This window comes from Leifsonia sp. McL0607 (assembly GCF_049993355.1).
Lineage (GTDB): Bacteria > Actinomycetota > Actinomycetes > Actinomycetales > Microbacteriaceae > Leifsonia.
In genome coordinates, this window is the sequence record NZ_CP188253.1 from 1,993,718 (window position 1) to 2,013,843 (window position 20,126).

Below are 20,126 nucleotides of genomic sequence, written 5' to 3' on the forward strand. Positions count from 1 at the left end.
TACGATGGTGAGACCCGAGCGAGGAGGCGACGTGGGACGCGAGAAGTACTGGGCAGACGATCCGGATCCGCTGTTGCGCGTGGGCGAGGGTTTCCGCCTCGCCGACCAGGACACCAACTCCACACCGGGTTTCTCCGGTAACAAGAAGGATGGCGAGACGGCACTGAGTGACGGGGCCGCGATCCTCGCCGATCTGCAGGAGCGGCTGTTCGCGGCAGGCACGCTGGGCGAGAGGCGCAGCGTGCTGCTCGTGCTGCAGGCGATGGACACGGCGGGCAAGGGCGGGATCGTCACCCACGTCGTGGGCCAGATGAACCTCGGAGGCGTGCGGTACGCGGGCTTCAAGAAGCCGACGCAGGAGGAGCTGGCCCACGACTTCCTCTGGCGGATCTGGAAGCACGTCCCGGGGGCGGGCGAGGTCGGTGTCTTCGATCGCTCGCACTACGAGGATGTGCTGATCGGCCGGGTGCGGAATCTCGCCTCCCACGAGGAGATCGAGAGGCGCTACGACGCGATCAACCGGTTCGAGCTCGAACTCGCCGAGTCCGGGACGACGATCGTGAAGGTGATGCTGCACCTGAGCAAGGACGAGCAGAACGCGCGGCTGGCCTCCCGCCTCGACCGGGCCGACAAGCAGTGGAAGTACAACCCGGGCGACGTCGACGAGCGGCTGCTGTGGGACTCCTACCAGGACGGGTATCAGATCGTGTTCGACCGCACATCGACGTCGTACGCTCCTTGGTACGTGGTTCCGGCCGATCGCAAGTGGTACGCACGGCTCGCCGTGCAGCACCTGCTCATCCGCGCGCTCGAGGACCTGGAGCTGGAGTGGCCGCAGCCCGACTACGACCCCGAGGTCGAGAAGGCGAGGCTCGCCGCCTCGTGAGCGCCTGGGCGCGGCGACCGGCAGGGCGCGGTGCCGTTCAGCCGAACGCTTCCACGATCGGGCGGAACTTCATGGTCGTCTCCGCGTACTCCGTCGCAGGGTCGGAATCGGCCACGATGCCCGCTCCTGCGTACGCGGTGAGGTCGCCAGTGTCATCGAGCTGCGCACAGCGCAGCGCGATCGCCCACTCGCCATCTCCGTCGCCGCCGACCCAGCCCACCGGGCCCGCGTAGCGTCCACGATCGAACGGCTCCAGCTCGCGGATCAGCGCTACCGCCTCCGGGGTCGGGGTGCCGGCGACGGCCGCCGTCGGGTGGAGGGCGTCCGCGAGGTCGAGGGAGCTCGCTCCGTCGCTCAGGGTGCCCGCGATGTCGGTGGCGAGGTGCCAGAGGTTCGGCAGCTTCAACGTGAAGGGCAGGTCGCTCGCCGCGAGGTCGGCGCTGTGCGGACGGAGGGCGTCGAGCACGCTCGACACGGCGAACCGGTGCTCGTCCTGGTCCTTGACGGATGCGGCGAGTGCGGCGGCGGACTCCTGGTCGCTTGCTGCGTCGCATCCGCGGGACCGCGTGCCGGCGAGGACCCGCGCGGTCACAGTGCCGTGGTGCACCCGCACCAGCGTCTCCGGCGATGACCCGATGAGGCCGTCGACGGCGAACGTCCAGCAGTCCGGATAGCCGAGCGCGAGCTCCACGAGCGCACGCCGCACGTCGGACTCGAGAGGCAGATGGGCGGAGAGCTCGCGGGCCAGGACGACCTTCGACAGGTCGTGCTCGCGGATCTTCGAGACGGCCGTCGCGACCACCGCCTGATAGCCGCCCTCGTCCAGTCCGGCGGGGAGCAGGCTCAGCCGGTACTCGTCGCCGAACGCGATCGGGCGCGGTAGGCCACCGCCCGCGCTGACCGGGTTTCCGGTCCGCGACGACGATGCCGTGCCGGCGCCATCGGCGCTCCCGGCGTCGTCGGTGACGTCGTCCACCCGCCGGATCCGCGTGATCCAGCTGCGCCCCCCGCGCCGGCCGAGCACGACCTCCGGGACGATCAGCACACTGGTGGCCGAGCTCTCGTCGTCGAATGCGAACGTGCCGAACGCCACCAGGCCCGTGCCGGGGGTGCGCACACCGTCGCTGATCGTCGCGGCCCGAACCGTCTGCCGCCACGTCTCGGAGGCCTGCCGGATGCGGTCGGGGCCCCGGAACTCGAGTCGCAGCGCCTCGCCGATGCCGGCGATCCCCTCGCCTTTGCGGATCCACACGAGCGGTCGGCGGGAGTCGAGGAAAGGGACGAGATGCCGGAGGTCGTCGAGGGGGGTGGTCTCGACCGAGAGCGCCGTCACGCCCGTCACCCGGCGGGTGGTCGAGGGTGCTGTCACCGGACCAGCCTACGCCCGGCGCGCTGGCCGCCGGATGCGTGCGGGCTGGACATCGACTCCGCGATCGGTGTAGTGCGCGCGGGCGTGGAATGCGGCGCATCACGCCGCAGCCTAAGCTGGTGGGGTGAGTAAGGCCGACCTCAGCAAGCAGCCCGCCCAGGTCGCCGCCATGTTCGATGAGGTGTCGACCCACTACGACCGGACCAACACCGTCCTCTCGATGGGCAACGCGACGGTCTGGCGGGTGGCGACGACGCGAGCCGTCGCGCCGCGTGCCGGCGAGACGATCCTCGATGTCGCGGCCGGTACCGGCACGTCCAGCGCGTCGCTCGCGCGCAACGGCGCCAGCGTGGTCGCCGCCGACTTCTCGCAAGGGATGATCGAGGTCGGCAGGCAGCGCCAGGCGGCCAACCCGTTCATCAGCTTCGTGCAGGCCGACGCGACTGCCCTGCCGTTCGACGACGACACGTTCGACGCCGTTACGATCTCGTTCGGCCTCCGCAACATCGTCGACCCGCAGGTGGCGCTTGCTGAGTTCTACCGGGTCACCAAGCCCGGCGGCCGCGTCGTCGTCTGCGAGTTCTCTCGCCCGCCGCTCGCGCCGGTGCGCGCGGGCTACGGGGCCTACCTGCGCTACGGCATGCCGGTGCTCGCCCGCCTGGCGAGCTCCAACCCGGCCGCGTATCAGTACCTCATGGAGTCGATCGAGGCGTGGCCGAGCCAGCCCGCCCTCGCCGCGTGGCTGCGGGAGGTCGGCTTCGAGCGCGTAGCCTGGCGCAATCTGACCGCAGGGATCGTGGCGCTGCATCGCGGCTGGAAGCCGCTGACCTCTCATGCGCCGGCCGGCGAGAAGGCGCCGGCCGCCGAGAAGGTGGCCGTCGCCGACACCGCTTCTGCCCCCGCGAAGAAGTCCGCCGGGCCGAAGCGCACCACGTCGAATGCCGCAGGGTCGTCGACGCGGCCGTCGAAGCCGGCCGGCGGAAAGCCTGCTACGACGAAGTCGACCGGCGGGAAGTCCGCTTCGAAGCCGGCCGGCGGAAAGCCTGCTGCGACGAAGTCGACCGGCGGAAAGCCCGCTACCGCGACGCAATCCGAGCGCCGCGCCGCCTCCGAAGACTCACCGTCCGCCATCCCATCCGAGGGGGAGTAGTGCCACGAAGCGTTCCGGCTGTGCGGCGCCCCGCGTCGCTGACCAGCCAGCTTGGCCTCACGGAGCGGATCTTCATCCGCGGTGAAGACCGCCAGATCGCCACGGCGGTGGACGACGGTCTCGCGCTGGTCGAAGAGGCGCTGCACCGCGAGATGCGGTTCGCCGACAACTTGGCTGACGTGACCACCCGTTATCTGCTGGAGGCGGGAGGCAAGCGCGTCCGGCCCATGCTGACCCTCCTGACCGCGCAGCTCGGCGATGGGAACACCCCGGAGGTGCTGCAGGCGGCCCAGGCTGTCGAGATCACCCACCTCGCATCGCTCTACCACGACGACGTGATGGACGACTCTCAGATGCGCCGCGGCGTTCCGACCGCCCAGTTCGTGTGGGGGAACTCCGTCGCCGTGCTGACCGGCGATCTCCTGTTCGCGCGAGCCAGCAAGCTGGTCTCCGCGCTCGGCGAGCGCGCCATCCAGCTGCAGGCCGACACCTTCGAACGGCTGTGCCTCGGCCAGCTCCACGAGACCATCGGTCCTCAGGACGGCGAGGACCCCGTCGCTCACTACATCCGCGTGCTCCAGGACAAGACCGGGTCGCTGATCGCCGTCGCGGGCCAGATGGGCGTGGCGTTCTCGAACGCCGACCCCGCGTACGAGAAGCCCGTCGTCACCTTCGGCGAGAAGATCGGCGTCGCGTTCCAGCTGATCGACGATGTCATCGACCTCTCGTCGACGGGTGTCGCCGAGACTGGCAAGACCCCGGGCAACGACCTCCGGGCCGGAGTCGCCACTCTGCCCGTGCTTCGGCTGCGCGAGCGGGCGGAAGCCGAGCCGGAGGCGCGAGCCCTGCTCGAGCGGCTCGAGCGCGATGTCATCGGTACCGCGGAGGAGGACGCGATCAGCCCCGAGGCCACCGCGGCGATCGCCGCTCTGCGCGAGCACGAGGTGACAGCGCAGACCCTCGACGAGGCGCACCGCTGGGCGAGGGAGTCCGTCGACGCGCTCGCACCGCTGCCCGACGGCGCGGTCAAGAAGGCGCTCATACGGTTCGCGGACACCATCGTAGAACGCTCGAGCTGACCCAGAAGGAAACAACGCATGACCAAACTGAGACTGGCGATCGTCGGAGCCGGCCCGGCCGGGATCTACGCTGCCGACATCCTGCTCAAGGCCGAACGCGGCTTCGAAGTCTCGATCGACCTGTTCGAGGCGCTGCCTGCCCCCTACGGGCTCGTGCGTTACGGCGTCGCCCCGGACCACCCGCGGATCAAGGGCATCATCACCGCCCTGCGCGAAGTGCTCGATCGCGGTGACATCCGCATCTTCGGCAACGTGACGTACGGGGTCGACATCACGCTCGATGACCTCAAGAAGCACTACAACGCGGTCATCTTCGCCACCGGGGCCGTGCACGACGCGACACTCGAGATCCCGGGCATCGACCTCGGGGGCTCCTACGGCGCCGCCGACTTCGTCAGCTGGTTCGACGGACACCCGGACGTGCCCCGCACCTGGCCGCTGGAGGCGAAGTCGGTCGCCGTGATCGGCAACGGCAACGTGGCTCTCGACGTCTCGCGCATCCTGGCCAAGCATGCCGACGACCTCCTGCCGACGGAGATCCCGGACAACGTCTACGAGATCCTCAAGAGCTCGCCCGTCACCGACGTGCACGTGTTCGGTCGCCGCGGGCCGGCCCAGGTGAAGTTCACACCGTTGGAGCTGCGGGAGCTCGGAGAGCTGCGCGACGTCGACATGATCCTCCATGACGAGGACTTCGACTACGACGAGCAGTCCAAGGCCACGGTCGCCAGCAACAAGCAGGTCATGGTGATCGACCGCGTGCTGAAGCAGTGGCGCCAGCGCGAGGTCGGGTCGGCCTCCCGTCGCCTGCACCTGCACTTCTACGCCAAGCCGCTGGAGCTGCTGTCGGACGAGAACGGCGACGTGCGCGCGATCCGCTACGAGCGCACCGCGTCCGACGGCGAGGGGGGAGTGCGCGGCACTGGCGAGATCCGCGAGCTCGAGATCCAGGCGATCTACCGTGCCGTCGGCTATTTCGGGTCGCCGCTGCCGGGGATCCCGTTCGACAAGAAGCACGGCATCATCCCGAACCACGAGGGCCAGGTGCTGCGCAAGGGCGACAACGAGCGGATGTACGGCGTGTATGCGACAGGGTGGATCAAGCGTGGGCCGGTCGGCCTCATCGGTCACACCAAGTCGGATGCGATGGAGACGATCAAACATGTGATCAACGATCAAGGCAACTGGTGGTCTCCCGCTGACCCCTCCGAGGAATCTGTGGAGAAGCTCCTCCGAGACCGCGGTGTGGAGTACACAAACCTCGACGGCTGGCACAACCTCGACGCGCACGAGCAGGCCCTCGGCGCGGAACACGGTCGCGCCCGTATCAAGGTCGTGCCGCGTGACGAGATGATCCAGGTGTCGAACGGCGCAGCGGTGGAGGTCGGTGCGGCCGAGTAAGCCTCCCGTCGACGTCGCTTCTGGCAGGCTGGTGCCATGAGCAATCCTGTCGAGTGGCGTCCGGACGTGCTGGGACCCGGCTTCCAGCAGGCGACGCTCGCGCTCGCGCCCGACGCTGAGGGCGACGTCGTCGCCACGCTCGTGCGCTTCGAGCCATGGCCCCGGCTGGCCGACCTACGGCCCGGCCGTCCCGCGGAGGAGACCGACGTGCTGTACGTGCACGGCTGGTCGGACTACTTCTTCCAGACCGAGCTGGCGCGTTTCTGGCACGAGCAGGGCGCGCGATTCTTCGCGCTCGACCTGCGCAAGTACGGGCGGAGCCTGCGGGCCGGGCAGACTCCGGGTTTCGTGGACTCTCTCGACACCTACGACGAGGACATCGAGGCTGCCCTGCGGGCCATCGGCCACGGCGAGCACGAGCGCCCGCATCGGCGACTGATCCTGCAGGGGCACTCGACGGGAGGCCTCACGCTGAGCCTGTGGGCCGATCGGCATCCCGGCCGGGCCGCAGCCGTCGTCCTCAACAGTCCGTGGCTCGAGTTCCAGGCCCACTCGATGGGCAGGGCCATGATCAGCCCGTTCGTCGACCTCCATGCCCGCCTCGACCCGAAGGCCGCGATGCCGAACGTGGACCTCGGATTCTACACGCGCTCGGTGTCACGCACGTTCGACGGCGAGTGGGACTACGACCTGACCTGGCGGCCGGTGCGCGGCTTCGCGATGCACCCGGCGTGGCTCACCGCTGTGCTCGCCGGCCACGCGAGGGTGGCGGCCGGGCTCGCGATCGACGCGCCCGTGCTCACTCTGCTGTCGGCGCGCTCGACCATGCTGCCGTACTGGACGGACGACATGCTGAGATCCGACGTCGTTCTCCTCGTGCAGGACATCGCCAGCCGCGCACTGAAGCTCGCGCCGACCGTGACAGTCGCGCGCATCGACGGCGCGCTGCACGATGTCTTCCTGTCGCGCCAGCAGGTGCGCGACGCCGCCTACCGGGAGGTCGCGCGCTGGTTGCGCGGAGCGCTCAGCGGAAGCTGCCCGCCCAGAACAAACCCCGCGCTCAGCGCAAGTTCACGAACTGGAGGGCCACATCCAGGTCGGCACCCTTCAGGAGGGCCATCGTCGCCTGGAGGTCATCCCGGCTCTTGGAGCTGACGCGCAGCTCATCGCCCTGGATCTGCGACTTGACGCTCTTGGGGGCCTCGTCGCGGATCAGCTTGTTGATCTTCTTGGCGGCGTCCTGCTCGATTCCGTTCTTGAGGCCGACCTCGATGCGGAACTCCTTGCCCGACGGATACGGCTTGCCGGTGTCGAGCGACTTGAGCGTGATGCCACGCTTGATGAACTTGGACTCCACGACTTCGAGCACGGCCTTTACACGCTCCTCGGTGCTGGCCTTGAGCAGCACCTTCTCGCCGCTCCACTCGACCGAGGCGCCGACGTTCTTGAAGTCGTAGCGCTGCTCGACCTCCTTGCGGGCCTGATTGACGGCGTTGTCCGCCTCCATCTTGTCGACCTTGCTGACGACGTCGAACGAGGAGTCTGCCACAATTCATTCCCTTCAATCTGAGTCGACCACCAGCTTACGCGGCTCGTACGACAGCTGTTCCGAGCCTGCAGGCGGTCAGCATCGGGTCACACCGCGATGTATTCCTGGTGCACTGCTCCGCGTGCGGCCAGCTCGATGTACCCGAAGTCGCGGACAGAATTCAGAACGACAGCGTCGTTGGCCACGGCCATGGCACCCCAGCTCTATATAGATCACCCGGCCCGGGCGTCCAGTCTGCGGGCAGGCTGGCCCGATCGGCGCGTGCCGATGACACCGCCCCGCGGGTCGAGCGGCCTCAGGCCGTCTGCTGCAGCTCGACGTAATAGGTGACGTGACAGCCGTCGCCGCCGCACTCCACGCAGAGGGTGATCTCGTCACTGTGCTGCGTGGGGTCGGCACCGGTTCCGTCGCACCGTTCGCAAATCTCCAACGTCCTCATGCCGACGATTGTGCGCCCACCCACCGACATCCGCGTCAGCCGCCGGGGTGTGTCGCCGAAGTGGAGGTGTGACCCCTGTGATTCTGCTATGGGCGGAATCCTGAACCCGGCGGGGCGTGAACGGCGGCGGCGGCTTAGGCTTCACACATGTTGATGCGGCACGCGATCGGCTCGGTGCTCCGCCGGCTTCGCACCGAGCGCGGCGCGACTCTGCGCGAGCTCTCGGAGAGTTCGCGCGTGAGCGTCCCCTACCTTTCGGAGATCGAGCGCGGCCGCAAGGAGGCGTCGTCGGAGATCCTCGCGGCGCTCTGCCGGGTGCTCGACGTGACGGAGCGCGAGCTGCTGTCGCAGGTGGTCGCTGAGTTCGCCGACGCCGAAGTGCTGACGCTCGTGCGCGACGACACCCGTCCGCCCGCGACGCTGCTTGCGGCGTGACCGTCGATTTCGTGAGACGGCGCGTGCCGAGTATCCTTACATGGCGCCTTCGGTCAGCAGCTGACTGGTGGTCGGAAGCGCGAATGGCGAGTTACCCAAGCGGCCAAAGGGATCTGACTGTAAATCAGCCGGCGTAGCCTTCGGGGGTTCGAATCCCTCACTCGCCACCATCTGAAGAGCCCGGCCACCGGCCGGGCTCTTTCTCGTTGCGGAGTGTTTTCTGCCCACCGGAAATACCAGTATGAGCTAATATTTTTAACGCCTAGATCAAACCTCACCCGGACTGAGGAGATCGAATGAAGCGCCGACAACCGGCAGGGATTGAGCCGGCGCACCATTATGACTGCAGCGGCGTGGGCCGCTCCCGCGATCGTGGCCACCGCCACGTCGCCTGCGGCGGCGGCCTCGTCCGCAAGCCGGATCAGGCTCGAGTTGGGCATTATCCCGAGCGTCGAGGAGTTCTCGACTGTCTCGTCGTTCGCCGTCACGATCTTCGAGAACGGCCTTCCTATCTTTGTCGACACTCATCGGCTGATCGTCACTCTGGCACCCGAACTCGAGTGGGACGCCGTCGGCTCCGGCATCAGCGGCTCGCGCACGTTCCAGACGCTGGGCGGCAAGCTCTTGCTGGGCGGCACCGCCCGACCGATCGCTGTCGGCAAGAGCGAGGTCTACCCGATCCTCGTCCAGCTCGAATCGGATCCATCGGTCCACGTGTCCGGGCTCATCACTGTGACGACTGCCTCCACCTACACGATCGAGTGGGCGGCGCCCGGGTGGATCGCCGGTTTCGCCGGGAGACCGCTCGGCGGCGGGACCTCCGTGACCGCCACGCGCAACGGCGTCGCCCAGGCTGGCATCGCGGTAAAGATCAAGCCGAGCGACGGGCTGTTGTGGGCGGCCGGCGACCAGGGCGAGCGCACGATGACCACAGACGCGAACGGGCGGATCGACTTTGCCGCCGGTACGTTCACAGCCCCGGAGTCCGCACTCCTCGATCACGTTCGTGAAGCCGCCCGCGGCGGTCTTCGGCTGGGTCAAGAGGATCACGCCGGCCGCTCCGGGGGTCTCCACTGTGATCGATCGCGCCGCCTTCGAGGGCCTGAACCGCCTCCAAGTGCGTCATAACCAGACCTATGTGATGGAGTCGTACAACGGCAATTGGTTTTACAGCTCGAAGGCTGACGACGGCGCGAACGTCGTCATGACGTACAGCCACCAGACGAGGGGCGACCTCACGTTCACTTCCGGCGATCTGGTCGAGGTGTACCTCGCGCCCGGCGCAGATGGCGCAAACTCGGCCGGCCGGTGGTGCATCGCGAGCTACACCTGCCCGTGATCGGCGTGAGCGGGGCGGATGCGCGTTCGCCCCGCTTGCCGCCCGATCGAGTGTGCCAGGCTGGTCGCATGCCCTCCACGATCGAGCTGCTCGAGATCGCCGCCACCGTCGCCCGTCGCGCCGGGGCGCTGGCACTGCAGAGACGCCGTGACGGGGTGGAGGTCGCGGCCTCCAAGTCGACGATCACGGACATCGTGACCCGCGCCGATCGCGAGTCGGAGGATCTGATCCGGAGCGCGCTCGCGGCCGCCCGGCCGCGCGACGGCTTCCTGGGCGAGGAGTCTGGTGCCGAGTACGGGTCCAGCGGGCTGACCTGGGTGGTCGACCCCATCGACGGCACTGTCAACTACTTCTACGACATCCCGGCCTGGGCCGTCAGTGTCGCGGTGGTGGAGGGGGAGCCCGACCCGGCGACGTGGCGCACGCTCGCCGGCGCGGTCGTGAATCCGTCCACCGGCGAGGTGTTCACTGCGGCGGTCGGAGCCGGCGCGCGGCTGAACGGTGCGCCCATTCACGTCAACACCGGGGTGGACCTCCCGCTGGCCCTCGTGGGAACCGGTTTCGGCTATGACCCGGAGAAGCGCAGGAAGCAGGCGCGGTTCGTCACCGAACTGATCCCGCAGGTGCGTGACATCCGACGCATCGGCGCGGCCTCCCTCGACCTGTGCTCGGTGGCGTGCGGACGGCTCGACGCGTACTACGAGCGCGGGCTCAACCCGTGGGATCACGCTGCCGGAGCGCTCATCGCGCAGGAGGCGGGAGCGCAGCTGGGCGGCCTCGGCGCGGCGCCGGCCGGTGCGGACCTCCTGGTCACGGCGGCGCCCGACCTGTTCGGGCAGCTCGACCCGCTGGTGCAGGCGTACTACGCGCACTGGGAATGACGGGCCGCCTCGATTGGTGGGGCGGTTATCATTTCGTTATATTGGGAGGGATGCGTGCAGGAACCAGACCTTGGAGCGGTAATCGCGCACCCCGAACTGAGACCCTCCGCACCGACGTTCCGCTGACCCGCCGCGAGCTCCGGCAGCGCAAGCAGGAGAACGAGCGCGACCAGCGCGAACGGAACGCCCGGTCGCGGGCCCCGCGCTTCGGGCGAGGGGTTAGCCTCGTCGCGATGCTGTCGGTGCTGGGGATCGCCGTCGCCACGACCGTGCCCGCGATGGCGCTCCTCAGCGACGACGAGGTCCGCGACCTCAGTGCCTCGGCTCACTTCAGCAGCGCCGCCCCCGCGACCGAGGGCGAGCTCCAGGCGCTCGACAGCGTGACCTCGGGCGAGCACGAGGCGATCATCCGCGACAGCGGCACCGCGACCTCCGGTGAGCAGCTCGCGGCGCTGCGCTCCATGAAGATCGCGGACACGTTCCGCAACAACCAGGCCGGGGCCGTTCAGTGGCCCTTCCCAGTCGGTGTGCCGATCAGCGACGGCTTCGGCTACCGTGCGGCGCCGACTGCCGGCGCTTCCACCGACCATCACGGCGTCGACTTCACACCGGGAGCAGGTGTCCCCATCCAGATCATCGCCGAAGGCGTGGTGCGGGAGGTCGTGGCCAGAGACGGCGGCGGCTGCGGCGTGAACGTCACGATCGACCACATGATCGGCGGTCAGCTGGTCAGCAGCAAGTACTGCCACATGCAGGCCGGATCCGTCCGAGTGTCGACCGGCCAGCAGGTCGCCGTCGCCGACATGGTCGGCCGTGTGGGCAACACCGGAATCTCGACAGGGGCGCACCTGCACTTCGAGATCTTGCTGAACGGTACCGAGCCCGTCGACCCGGTCGCGTGGCTGAAGGCCAACGCGAGCTGAAGCCGGGCACCGCGTAGCGGTCGGAGGCGGTGAAGTCGGCGGAGGAAGCCCTCTTGTCACGGACTCAGGACTCCCTCCGCCGACCGGCCCGAGATCGCGATCGGGCCAGAAGATCCGCCGCTGGCTGCGCGCGCCGTGTCGCCTTCAGCGTCGCGGAGGACATCAGGTCAGACATGGGCGGGGCGAAACGATAACGGAGGAGATTCGCCCCGAGGCCGGGCGGATCTCCTCCGTCCGTGATGCGGATACGTCAGACCAACCAGACGGTGGTGTCGCGGGGGAGCATCCCGCCCTCGAGAGGACCGCTCGCGAAGACGACCGTGCCCTCCGGCAGCTGCAGTGGGGCCGCGCCGAAGTTCACGGCGACCGTGACCGCACCGGAGCGGAACACGAGTGCGCCATCGCCCGCGTTCGACCATTCGAGCTCGCCGAACGCGAGGTCGTGCTCGCGGCGGGCGGCCAGCGCCTCCTGGTACATCGTGAGTGTCGAACCGGGCACGCCCTGCTGCGACGAGCGCGTGTACGACGCCCACGACGCAGGCTGCGGCAGCCAGCTCCTCGGGCCGGGGCCAAAACCGTACGACGGGTCGGTCCCCTCCCACGGGATGGGGACGCGGCAGCCGTCGCGGCCGTAGCGCTCGCCTTTCGTGCGGAACCACGTCGGGTCCTGGCGGGCATCGTCGGGGAGGTCGATGGCCTCCGGGAGGCCGAGCTCCTCGCCCTGGTAGAGGTAGGCCGAGCCGGGCAGCGCGAGCATGAGCGCGGTGGCGGCCCGGGCGCGACGCAGCGCGAACGCGGTGTCCGGGATGCCGGTCGACGTCGGGCCGATTCCGTGGCCCTGCACGTTCTCGCTCTCGAGCGCGAGCCGGGTCGCGTGGCGGACCACGTCGTGGTTCGACAGCACCCAGGTGCTCGGCGCGCCGACGCTGCCGAACACGGCGATGGAACGGTCGATCACCGCCCGGAGCGCGGTGGCGTTCCACGGCGTCTCCAGGTAGCCGAAGTTGAAGGTCTGCTGCATCTCGTCCGGGCGCACCCAGTTGGCGAGCTTCTCCATCGGCTCGACCCAGGCCTCGCCGCACAGCACGCGGTCGCCCTCGTACTCGTCGAGGACGGTGTGCCAGTCGCGGTAGACCGCGTGGACGCCGTCCTGGCCGAAGTAGGGCGGGGTCACCGGATCCTGCTCGGCGTGCGCGCTGATCTCCGGCTCCAGGACGATTCCGCCCGTGGTGGTCGCGACGGAGGCACCGCCCATGCTGCCGGCGTGCGCCGGCGGCGTGTAGTCGGGGAGGCCGGTCTCCTTGACCAGGCCGTGCGCGACGTCCACGCGGAAACCGTCGACGCCCCGGCCGAGCCAGAAGCGCAGAATGTCGCGGAACTGCTCCCAGACCCACGGGTTCTCCCAGTCGAAGTCGGGCTGCGACTTGTCGAACAGGTGGAGGTACCACTGGCCGGGAGTGCCGTCGGACTCCGTGATGCGCGTCCAGGCCGGGCCGCCGAAGATCGACTCCCAGTTGTTGGGTGCCTCGTCGCCGTTCGGTCCCGTTCCGTCGCGGAACAGGTAGCGTGCGCGCTCGGGGCTGCCGGGGGCGGCCGCCAGCGCCTCCTGGAACCAGACGTGGTCGCTCGAGGAGTGGTTCGGGACGATGTCGATGATGACCCGCAGCCCGAGGCCGTGCGCGGTCTCGAGCAGCGCGTCGAAGTCGGCCAGCGTGCCGAAGCTCGGGTCGACATCGCGGTAGTCGGCGACGTCGTAGCCGGCGTCGTTCTGCGGGGACGTGTAGAAGGGGGACAGCCACACGGCGTCCACGCCGAGCTCGCGGAGGGCAGGGAGGCGATGCGTTATGCCCGGCAAATCGCCCATACCGTCGCCGTCGGCGTCGGCGAACGAGCGCGGGTACACCTGATAGATGACGGCGGAGCGCCACCACTCGCGGTCGGGTGCGCTCGGCGAGAGCGCGCTGGGGGATTCGGAGGTCTGAATACGGATCACCTGTCTTGGGGACGGACGGGAACACTGAAGCGGACGCATGTTGTGCGAGGAGACGGCGGCGCCGGCCTGCCTCGCACGCCGCGGCTCGGCACCGGGATCGGCGCGCCGTCGTCGGCGCTGCGAGCCATGCTAGCGCCATCGTCTGAGTGGCGAGGGCTTTCCGGCGCCGCGACGGGCACGTCGTCGTCGCTTTTCGCGCGCGGAAGCGACAACGTGCCCTGAGGGGTCAGGTCCAGTGGGAGGGGCGCCGGAGGGCGGCGGGGAGGAGTGTTCGGGTGTCGCCGCGCGCGGCGTCCACCTGCGGCTGCGTCAGGTAGATCGCGCCCTCGAGCCGCGCGCCGTGCAGCCGCGCGTCGCGGAGGTCGGCGCCGATCAGCTCCGCGCCGGCGAGGTCGGCCTCGCGGAGGTCCGCGGCGATCAGGAGGGCGCCGCGTAGCTCCGCCCCGCGCAGGTCGGCTCCGTGGAGGTCGGCGCCGGCGAGGTCGGCGCCGGGTGCCAGTCGGGAGCGCGGGATGCGGAGGCGCGTGCGGGCGTCCGCCTGCGGGCCGGACTCGCGGGTCAGCCGGGAGGCCTCACGCAGCAGGGCGGCAGCCGGGTCGCGGAGCGCGTCGATGTCGAGCTCGAGAATGGCCGTCGGGGTGGCGTCCGCGGCGGCCGCGACCTCGTTCCATGAGGCGCGGAGGGCCGGGTGGAGGGCCGCCGCCGCGGGCATCCCGAGCGCCTCGCGCAGGTACCAGAGCAGTTCGTGCAGCTGGCGGACGATGGGGAACACGGCGAACATCTGCGTGCGGACCGCGCTGCTCTCGCGCCAGGACGCTCCGGGGAAGGTGTGCTGGGTCACCTGCTGGCCGGCCCCGAAGCAGTCGAAGACTGTGCATCCCTTGAACCCGCGTTCGCGCAGCTGCTGGTGGATGCGGCAGCGGAAGTCGTCTGCGAGGTTGACACACTCCTCGCCGGCCACCTTGTCGAAGGCGAAGTCGGAGGAGCGGGCGAACGCCAACGCGACGCAGCAGAGCCCTGTGCAGGCGGCGCAGTCTGCGGAGAGCGTGCGCTCGGGCGGCGGAGACGTCGCGAGGGATCCGGACATCCCTCCACAGTAGGCCGCTCCTCCCCATTTCGGTGTCATGTCTCAGGACATCTCTGACAGTTGTGAATCAATAGATCTCTGACGCTTCGGCGTCGTTTGGTCCTGACACTTCTCCCTTGATCTTTGAGGGATGAGCCGTGTTGACCCTGTTGATCCTCGTGTCCGTCTCGCGATCGTTCAGTGGCCGCCGGATGCGCCGCGGGGAGCGATCACGACGTTCTGCGCGGAGCACGGGATCTCTCGTGAGACGTTCTATGCGATCCGAAGACGGGCGGCGAAGGATGGGCCGGCGGCGGCGTTGGAGCCGCGGTCGAGGAGACCGCGGAGCAGCCCGTCCAAGGTCGCCGACGAAGTCGTGCAGCAGGTCATCGGGGTGCGCGCCGCATTGGAGGCTTCGGGCTTGGACCACGGGCCGATCAGTGTCCACGAGAAGATGCGCTCGCTCGGCATGGACCCGGTGCCCTCGACGGCGTCGCTGTCACGGATCTTCCGGGACCAGGGTGTCGCCCGACTGGAGCCGAAGAAGAAGCCGAGGGCGTCGTATCGGCGGTTCGTCTATCCCGCGCCGAACGCGTGCTGGCAGCTCGACGCCACCGAATACGTCCTCACCGGCGGACGCAAGTGCGTGATCTTCCAGCTCATCGACGACCACTCGAGGCTCGCGGTCGCCTCCCATGTCTCCTGGGGTGAGACCTCCGACGGCGCGATCGCGGTGGTCAGCAAAGGCATCGCCGCTCATGGCGTCCCGCAACGGCTGCTGTCGGATAACGGGGCGGCGTTGAACCCATCCCGGCGCGGGGTGCTGGGTCAGTTGGTCGTCTATCTGCGTTCGCTCGGCGTCGAGCCGATCACCGGGAAACCCTACAAGCCGACCACGCAAGGCAAGAACGAGCGCTTCCACCAAACCCTGTTCCGCTGGCTCGACAAGCAACCGCTGGCAGAGACGCTCGCGCAGCTCCAAGCCCAGGTCGACGATTTCGATCAGATCTATAACACCGAGCGGCCCCACCAAGGGTTGCCGGGTCGGGTCACCCCGGCGTTCGCTTGGGCGGCGACACCCGTGGTCGAACCACCCCGGCCGGTCCCGCAACCCGCCGCACCTCTCGGTGACGACGGACTGCGCATGACGCGGATCCACGACAACGGCACCGTCTATGCCCGCGGCACCAAATTCCAAGTCAGCCGCACCCTCGCAGGCAGCATCGCTTACCGAGTCGAGGAGGACGACCGGCTGCTGATCTTCGACGCCCACGGCACCCTTCTGGCGGAGTATCCCTGGCCCGCGCCGGGCATCAAATACGTCGGCAGCGGCAACCCCCGAGGACCCCGCGGCCCACGCAAGAATCCGGGAACGTCAGAGATGTCCTGATACATCATTCGTCAGAGATGTCCTGATGCAGAAACGTCAGAGATGTCTTGATACATCACACCTCCCCATTTCGGCACGCATCTGACCTCTCCACATCTTTGGACACAAACGGAATAGCGCTCGGCGGCGCGCGTTAGCGTGAAGAGACAGCCCCGAAAGGATCACGGAATGACTTCTCCGCGCCGCGCCATCGGAACCTCCGACCTCCAGGTCTACCCGCTCTCACTGGGTGGGAACGTCTTCGGCTGGACGGCCGACCGCGACACCTCGTTCGCCGTGCTCGACACCTACACGGCGGCGGGCGGCGACTTCGTCGACACCGCGGACGGCTACTCGGCGTGGGTGCCGGGCAACACCGGAGGCGACTCGGAGCGAATCCTCGGCGAGTGGTTCGACGCCCACGGCAACCGCGACGACGTGGTGCTCGCCACCAAGGTCAGTCAGCACCCGGACTTCACGGGCCTCGCCGCCGACAACATCCGCCACGCCGCCGACGCTTCGCTGGAGCGGCTGAAGAGCGATCACATCGACCTCTATTACGCGCACTTCGACGACGCGACCGTTCCGCTGGAGGAGACGGTCGCCGCGCTGTCCGGTCTGGTCGACGCGGGCAAGGTGCGCGCCATCGGCATCTCCAACTACTCGCCGGAGCGCATCGAGGAGTGGTTCGCGATCACGGAGCGCGAAGGCCTCCACCGTGCCGTCGCTTTACAGCCGCACTACAACCTGGTCGAGCGCTCCTACGAGGCGAAGTACCGCGCCCTCGCCGAGCGCGAGAACCTCGGCGTCATGCCGTACTTCGCGCTCGCCGCGGGCTTCCTGACCGGCAAGTACCGCGATGGTGTCACGGTCGAGAGCGCTCGCGCCGCGGGCGCCGCGAAGTACCTCGACGAAACCGGCCGCAGCGTGCTCGCCGCCCTCGATGACGTCGCGGCGGCCCACAGCGTAGCGGTGGCGACCATCGCCCTCGCCTGGCTCGCCGCTCAGCCGACGATCACCGCACCCATCGCGAGCGCCCGCACGCTCGAACAGCTGCCCGACCTCCTCGCCTCGGTCACGATCGAGCTGACCGCGGACGAGCTGGCGGCCCTGGACGGCGCGTTGGAGGCCGCCAAGGCCGCGTAGCGGCGCCTCGTCGCAGCGGCTTTCGGAGGGGTCCTGGTTGTACGAAGCACCCTTGCGAGGATGGTATCCTCGTACGGTTGCCGAAAACGGGCCCGGACCTCTCCGGACGCCTCGGCTTCGCCCCCTTAGCTCATTGGTAGAGCACTTCCTTGGTAAGGAAGAGGTAGTGGGTCCGATTCCCACAGGGGGCTCCGTCTCCCGGTCGCGACGACGGGAGACCCCGGCGGGGTAGCTCAGGTGGTTAGAGCACACGGCTCATAATCGTGGTGTCGCGGGTTCGAGTCCCGCCCTCGCTACAAGACCCCCGGAATCTCGCGGTTCCGGGGGATTTTATGTAGGGCAGCACAATCGGCTTTGCGCTCCCGGTCAGCGGTCATTGCAGTGGGCAGGTGGCAGTCTTCCAAAGGACGGCGTGGTTGTCCTCGTTGGGATTGGATGCGGATCCTGCGACGGTGCCGTCCGGGGCGATTGCGGTGCCGATCGCGTCCGCGTCCCCTCCGGAGAAGACTCCGAGGCGCGTGATCGCTCCGCTGGGCGACCAGCGGGCGGCTACTGGCAGGACGCCCTCGGGGGGTTGGGCGAACCCGGCCATGTATCCGTGTGCGTTGATATCGACGACGCTGGTGTCGGCTCCCAGAGTGCCAAGCCGTGTGATTCGGCCGAGCCGATCCCACATGACCGCGTACATCGCACCTCCCGGAGCACTGTTCGAGGCGCCGATTACGGTGCCGGCGAGATTGATGCCAACCGCCGAGCTGGAGGTGCCGCCGGGCAAGGTCCCGAGGCTTTGCGCCCGGCCCGATGCGTCCCACCGGACGGCCAGGGTCGCACCCGCGCTGGACGTGCTTGTGCCGACCGCGTACCCGAGGTCGTTCACGGCGTTCGCGGTGCTACTGACACTTCCAGGCAGTGTGCCAAGCCGGGAAACGCGCTTGTCGGGGCTCCAGCGTAGAGCGACACCGCCCACGCCGCTCGTCCCCACGACCGAATGACCGACGATCGTGCCGCGGTCGTTCAGGGCGGAGGCGACGCTGCCGGTCGCCCCCGAAAGGTCGGAGAGCACTGTCATGGCCCCGAACACATTCCACCGAAGAGCGTAAGTTCGCGTAGCGGAGTCGGCGCGCCCGATCAGTGTGGCGAGTTCGTTGACGCGGGTGGCGCTGCTGTTGGTCGCACCGGTGGGTTCGGTAAGCCGATGGATGTGGCCCCCCGGGTCCCAGAAGACGGCATGAGCTGAGGCTCCCTGCGTGGTCGCGGTGTTCGAGTCTCCGGCGACGATTCCGACTGCGTCGATGGCTCGGGCGTTGCTCGAGTTCCCTCCAGGAAGCGTTCCGAGATCGAGCACGCGACCGTTGGGGTTCCAGCGGGCCGCACGGAACAACCCGATTTGGGCGTTCGCATTCGAGACGCCGATGGTGACGTCGAACAGGTTGATGTCGCGCGCTTCGCTCATTGTCCCGCCCGGCAGTACCTGCAGGTCGAATGGAGCGCAGGTACCGATCGCGGTGGACAGAGCGCCATCGGGAGCGGTGCGAGCGTGGGCCGGCGCAGCGATTGCCGCGGCAAGGCAGGCGGCGGTGACGGTGGTCAGAGCGAGGATGGCCGGTCGGCGCAGCGGAGCGCGTCTGTTTGGAGCGGGCATTTGGGGTCTCTTTTCTCTGCGACCGAGCGCACACGCGCTCGTCGCAATCAGGGTGGCGGCGCATATTTCCCTCGCTCAGGGCACAAAGTCCTGTGTTGAGTCGGCCGTCCGCGTCGCAGCCGTCATCACACGGAGCCGCCCGAGCTCAGTTGTTGGCGATGGCGTAGCGGAGCGCTGGCAGGTAATCGGTCGACGTCGGGTGAGGTGAGCACGCCCGGAAGCCCGCTGACCGACACCCAGCTCTGGGAAGTCGACAAGACCTGGAACGGCGGCCGAGAATCGGCCGCCGTTTCGTCGTTCCAGGACTCGGACCGTCACGTGGACATGGTGCGGATCCGGACCTCCCGTTCCATTCGCTTCTCGTGGCGCTCCCGTCCCTTGAGCGCTTCGAGCTCGCGGTTCTTCGGGGGTGCGTTCGTGACCAGCTGATCGAGCATTCGCCGTGTGGCATCCGCGATCTCGTCGATCGCCTGCTCGAATGCTGCGGTGTTCGCGCGCGACGGCCGCGTCGAGCCGCTGACTTTGCGGACGAACTGGAGGGCCGCCTCCCTCACGTCGTCGTCTGTCGTCGGCGGGTCGAAGTTGTGGAGGCAGCGGATGTTCCGGCACATGCCGCGACGATACCGCGATCCGCCTTCGACCGCTCTGCGAGTTCTCAGGCGGCATAGCAGAGGATTGCACGGTTACCCGTTGTACGAAAAGGAACCACCCCATAAGCTCGCTTCGCGACCACATCGAGCGCACCCTCCGCGAAACCGACAGCACTCTCGCTACGGAGGCCGCCCCGCGAACACCGGTTCTATCACGCTTCCGCAGGGGCAGTAGGCCGAATCCATGGTCGACGCGGCCCGCGCCGCGGACGGATGCGGTGGGCGCGAACGGCGATGGTACGCGTGACCGGAACGAGCACCCAGCCCGATCGGGGTAAAAGGGGTCTGTTATCGTGATGTGAAATCTAACATCATGAAGGTATCGCGTGACCAACTATCCGCAGACCATCCGAGACGGGGCGACGGCTGCCCCGTCGAAGGGTCTCTCCATCTCATCGCTGGTGTTGAGCCTCGTTTCGATCCCAGCTGGGTTCACCTTCGTCCTCCCGGTCATCGCTCTCGTTCTCGGCATCGTGGGCCTGAAGTTCGAGCAGGAGGGCCGTGCCCAGGCGAAGGCGGGCATCGTGATCAGCAGCATCCTGCTCGCGATCTGGATCGTGATCGTCGTGATCGTCGTGATCGTCGCGATCGGCCTGACGATCCCCGCCTTGTCGTCGGAATACCAGAACGTCTACCCGCTCGAATAGACGCTCGGCTTCAGAAGCCGTCGCCAGGCCGGTCAGGACCGGCCTGGCGACGGCGCACCCGGGCCACGGTGTTGCGGCCAGCGATGTGGTTTACCCGAGGCGCTGACGCGATGTCACGACCGCTTGGAATCCCCGACGAACTCGACGCCTCCCTGCGGGCAT

Annotated in this window: 20 protein-coding genes and 3 tRNA genes; 16 read left to right on the forward strand and 7 right to left on the reverse strand. The window is 68.4% G+C overall.

The window, feature by feature from the left end; all coding sequences use genetic code 11:
* Positions 1–4 precede the first annotated feature (4 nt).
* Positions 5–886 (forward strand): PPK2 family polyphosphate kinase, encoded by an 882-nt coding sequence (locus ACPPVW_RS09690; RefSeq protein WP_426622921.1) that lies wholly within the window; start codon positions 5–7, stop codon positions 884–886.
* Between the two features lie 37 nt (positions 887–923).
* Here ACPPVW_RS09690 and ACPPVW_RS09695 read toward each other — a convergent pair whose 3' ends face one another.
* Positions 924–2,255 carry an isochorismate synthase gene (locus ACPPVW_RS09695; protein WP_426622922.1) on the reverse strand — a complete coding sequence of 444 codons (1,332 nt, stop codon included), beginning with the start codon at positions 2,253–2,255 and terminating at the stop codon, positions 924–926.
* A 124-nt stretch (positions 2,256–2,379) separates the two neighbouring features.
* Between ACPPVW_RS09695 and ACPPVW_RS09700 the strand changes: the two genes are divergently transcribed.
* Genes ACPPVW_RS09700 through ACPPVW_RS09715 form a run of 4 tightly spaced genes read left to right on the forward strand, consistent with a single transcriptional unit; the run spans position 2,380 to position 7,040 of the window.
* Positions 2,380–3,405, forward strand: a complete 1,026-nt coding sequence (locus tag ACPPVW_RS09700) for a demethylmenaquinone methyltransferase (protein WP_426622923.1) — start codon at positions 2,380–2,382, stop codon at positions 3,403–3,405.
* A gap of 20 nt (positions 3,406–3,425) precedes the next feature.
* Positions 3,426–4,484, forward strand: a complete 1,059-nt coding sequence (locus ACPPVW_RS09705; protein WP_426626279.1) for a polyprenyl synthetase family protein — start codon at positions 3,426–3,428, stop codon at positions 4,482–4,484.
* Positions 4,485–4,502: 18 nt separating this feature from the next.
* Positions 4,503–5,885, forward strand: coding sequence for an FAD-dependent oxidoreductase (locus ACPPVW_RS09710; RefSeq protein ID WP_426622924.1), 1,383 nt, complete (start codon positions 4,503–4,505; stop codon positions 5,883–5,885).
* 36 nt (positions 5,886–5,921) lie between these two features.
* Positions 5,922–7,040, forward strand: coding sequence for an alpha/beta hydrolase (locus tag ACPPVW_RS09715; RefSeq protein WP_426622925.1), 1,119 nt, complete (start codon positions 5,922–5,924; stop codon positions 7,038–7,040).
* On the opposite strand, the gene ACPPVW_RS09720 is transcribed toward ACPPVW_RS09715, so the two are convergent.
* Together ACPPVW_RS09720 and ACPPVW_RS09725 are read right to left on the reverse strand one after the other, a co-directional pair.
* Positions 6,946–7,434 (reverse strand): YajQ family cyclic di-GMP-binding protein, encoded by a 489-nt coding sequence (locus ACPPVW_RS09720; RefSeq protein ID WP_426622926.1) that lies wholly within the window; start codon positions 7,432–7,434, stop codon positions 6,946–6,948. The genes ACPPVW_RS09715 and ACPPVW_RS09720 overlap by 95 nt on opposite strands.
* A 295-nt stretch (positions 7,435–7,729) precedes the next feature.
* Positions 7,730–7,873: a hypothetical protein gene (locus ACPPVW_RS09725; protein WP_426622927.1), complete on the reverse strand. Its 144-nt coding sequence runs from the start codon at positions 7,871–7,873 to the stop codon at positions 7,730–7,732.
* A 147-nt stretch (positions 7,874–8,020) separates the two neighbouring features.
* Here ACPPVW_RS09725 and ACPPVW_RS09730 point away from each other — a divergent pair, with 147 nt between their 5' ends.
* From ACPPVW_RS09730 to ACPPVW_RS09755, 6 genes are all read left to right on the forward strand, one after another.
* Complete coding sequence (locus ACPPVW_RS09730; RefSeq protein WP_426622928.1) at positions 8,021–8,308, forward strand: helix-turn-helix domain-containing protein; 288 nt, start codon at positions 8,021–8,023, stop codon at positions 8,306–8,308.
* Between the two features lie 85 nt (positions 8,309–8,393).
* Positions 8,394–8,478: transfer RNA gene (locus ACPPVW_RS09735), tRNA-Tyr, on the forward strand.
* A gap of 169 nt (positions 8,479–8,647) precedes the next feature.
* On the forward strand, positions 8,648–9,436 hold the full coding sequence (locus ACPPVW_RS09740) for a hypothetical protein (RefSeq protein ID WP_426622929.1): 789 nt from the start codon (positions 8,648–8,650) through the stop codon (positions 9,434–9,436).
* Between the two features lie 13 nt (positions 9,437–9,449).
* Positions 9,450–9,647: a hypothetical protein gene (locus ACPPVW_RS09745; RefSeq protein ID WP_426622930.1), complete on the forward strand. Its 198-nt coding sequence runs from the start codon at positions 9,450–9,452 to the stop codon at positions 9,645–9,647.
* 68 nt (positions 9,648–9,715) lie between these two features.
* A complete protein-coding gene (locus ACPPVW_RS09750) occupies positions 9,716–10,528 on the forward strand; it encodes an inositol monophosphatase family protein (RefSeq protein ID WP_426622931.1) in 813 nt (270 codons plus the stop codon).
* A 233-nt stretch (positions 10,529–10,761) separates the two neighbouring features.
* Complete coding sequence (locus ACPPVW_RS09755) at positions 10,762–11,451, forward strand: M23 family metallopeptidase (RefSeq protein ID WP_426622932.1); 690 nt, start codon at positions 10,762–10,764, stop codon at positions 11,449–11,451.
* A 250-nt stretch (positions 11,452–11,701) separates the two neighbouring features.
* On the opposite strand, the gene ACPPVW_RS09760 is transcribed toward ACPPVW_RS09755, so the two are convergent.
* The gene (locus ACPPVW_RS09760) at positions 11,702–13,483 is read right to left on the reverse strand and encodes a glycoside hydrolase family 13 protein (protein ID WP_426622933.1); all 1,782 of its coding nucleotides are present in this window, start codon (positions 13,481–13,483) and stop codon (positions 11,702–11,704) included.
* A gap of 187 nt (positions 13,484–13,670) precedes the next feature.
* A complete protein-coding gene (locus tag ACPPVW_RS09765) occupies positions 13,671–14,531 on the reverse strand; it encodes a pentapeptide repeat-containing protein (RefSeq protein ID WP_426622934.1) in 861 nt (286 codons plus the stop codon).
* A 130-nt stretch (positions 14,532–14,661) separates the two neighbouring features.
* On the opposite strand from ACPPVW_RS09765, the gene ACPPVW_RS09770 reads away from it, so the two are divergent.
* From ACPPVW_RS09770 to ACPPVW_RS09785, 4 genes are all read left to right on the forward strand, one after another.
* On the forward strand, positions 14,662–15,900 hold the full coding sequence (locus ACPPVW_RS09770) for an integrase core domain-containing protein (protein WP_426622935.1): 1,239 nt from the start codon (positions 14,662–14,664) through the stop codon (positions 15,898–15,900).
* Between the two features lie 168 nt (positions 15,901–16,068).
* On the forward strand, positions 16,069–17,025 hold the full coding sequence (locus tag ACPPVW_RS09775; protein WP_426622936.1) for an aldo/keto reductase: 957 nt from the start codon (positions 16,069–16,071) through the stop codon (positions 17,023–17,025).
* 119 nt (positions 17,026–17,144) lie between these two features.
* Positions 17,145–17,216, forward strand: a tRNA-Thr gene (locus ACPPVW_RS09780).
* Positions 17,217–17,247: 31 nt separating this feature from the next.
* Positions 17,248–17,321, forward strand: a tRNA-Met gene (locus ACPPVW_RS09785).
* 77 nt (positions 17,322–17,398) lie between these two features.
* Here ACPPVW_RS09785 and ACPPVW_RS09790 read toward each other — a convergent pair.
* A complete protein-coding gene (locus tag ACPPVW_RS09790) occupies positions 17,399–18,667 on the reverse strand; it encodes a hypothetical protein (protein ID WP_426622937.1) in 1,269 nt (422 codons plus the stop codon).
* Between the two features lie 314 nt (positions 18,668–18,981).
* Complete coding sequence (locus tag ACPPVW_RS09795) at positions 18,982–19,278, reverse strand: DUF2277 domain-containing protein (RefSeq protein WP_426622938.1); 297 nt, start codon at positions 19,276–19,278, stop codon at positions 18,982–18,984.
* A gap of 365 nt (positions 19,279–19,643) precedes the next feature.
* Here ACPPVW_RS09795 and ACPPVW_RS09800 point away from each other — a divergent pair, with 365 nt between their 5' ends.
* The gene (locus ACPPVW_RS09800; RefSeq protein ID WP_426622939.1) at positions 19,644–19,964 is read left to right on the forward strand and encodes a DUF4190 domain-containing protein; all 321 of its coding nucleotides are present in this window, start codon (positions 19,644–19,646) and stop codon (positions 19,962–19,964) included.
* Positions 19,965–20,126 lie beyond the last annotated feature (162 nt).

Excerpts from the sequence above, each read along its gene's own strand:
- ACPPVW_RS09690 (WP_426622921.1), top strand. The coding sequence starts at position 5 with ATGGTGAGACCCGAGCGAGGAGGCGACGTGGGACGCGAGAAGTACTGG.
- ACPPVW_RS09710 (WP_426622924.1), top strand. The coding sequence starts at position 4,503 with ATGACCAAACTGAGACTGGCGATCGTCGGAGCCGGCCCGGCCGGGATC.
- ACPPVW_RS09715 (WP_426622925.1), top strand. The coding sequence starts at position 5,922 with ATGAGCAATCCTGTCGAGTGGCGTCCGGACGTGCTGGGACCCGGCTTC.
- ACPPVW_RS09725 (WP_426622927.1), bottom strand. The coding sequence starts at position 7,873 with ATGAGGACGTTGGAGATTTGCGAACGGTGCGACGGAACCGGTGCCGAC.
- ACPPVW_RS09730 (WP_426622928.1), top strand. The coding sequence starts at position 8,021 with ATGTTGATGCGGCACGCGATCGGCTCGGTGCTCCGCCGGCTTCGCACC.
- ACPPVW_RS09740 (WP_426622929.1), top strand. The coding sequence starts at position 8,648 with ATGACTGCAGCGGCGTGGGCCGCTCCCGCGATCGTGGCCACCGCCACG.
- ACPPVW_RS09745 (WP_426622930.1), top strand. The coding sequence starts at position 9,450 with ATGGAGTCGTACAACGGCAATTGGTTTTACAGCTCGAAGGCTGACGAC.
- ACPPVW_RS09750 (WP_426622931.1), top strand. The coding sequence starts at position 9,716 with ATGCCCTCCACGATCGAGCTGCTCGAGATCGCCGCCACCGTCGCCCGT.
- ACPPVW_RS09755 (WP_426622932.1), top strand. The coding sequence starts at position 10,762 with ATGCTGTCGGTGCTGGGGATCGCCGTCGCCACGACCGTGCCCGCGATG.
- ACPPVW_RS09760 (WP_426622933.1), bottom strand. The coding sequence starts at position 13,483 with ATGCGTCCGCTTCAGTGTTCCCGTCCGTCCCCAAGACAGGTGATCCGT.
- ACPPVW_RS09765 (WP_426622934.1), bottom strand. The coding sequence starts at position 14,531 with ATGTCCGGATCCCTCGCGACGTCTCCGCCGCCCGAGCGCACGCTCTCC.
- ACPPVW_RS09770 (WP_426622935.1), top strand. The coding sequence starts at position 14,662 with ATGAGCCGTGTTGACCCTGTTGATCCTCGTGTCCGTCTCGCGATCGTT.
- ACPPVW_RS09775 (WP_426622936.1), top strand. The coding sequence starts at position 16,069 with ATGACTTCTCCGCGCCGCGCCATCGGAACCTCCGACCTCCAGGTCTAC.
- ACPPVW_RS09790 (WP_426622937.1), bottom strand. The coding sequence starts at position 18,667 with ATGCCCGCTCCAAACAGACGCGCTCCGCTGCGCCGACCGGCCATCCTC.
- ACPPVW_RS09795 (WP_426622938.1), bottom strand. The coding sequence starts at position 19,278 with ATGTGCCGGAACATCCGCTGCCTCCACAACTTCGACCCGCCGACGACA.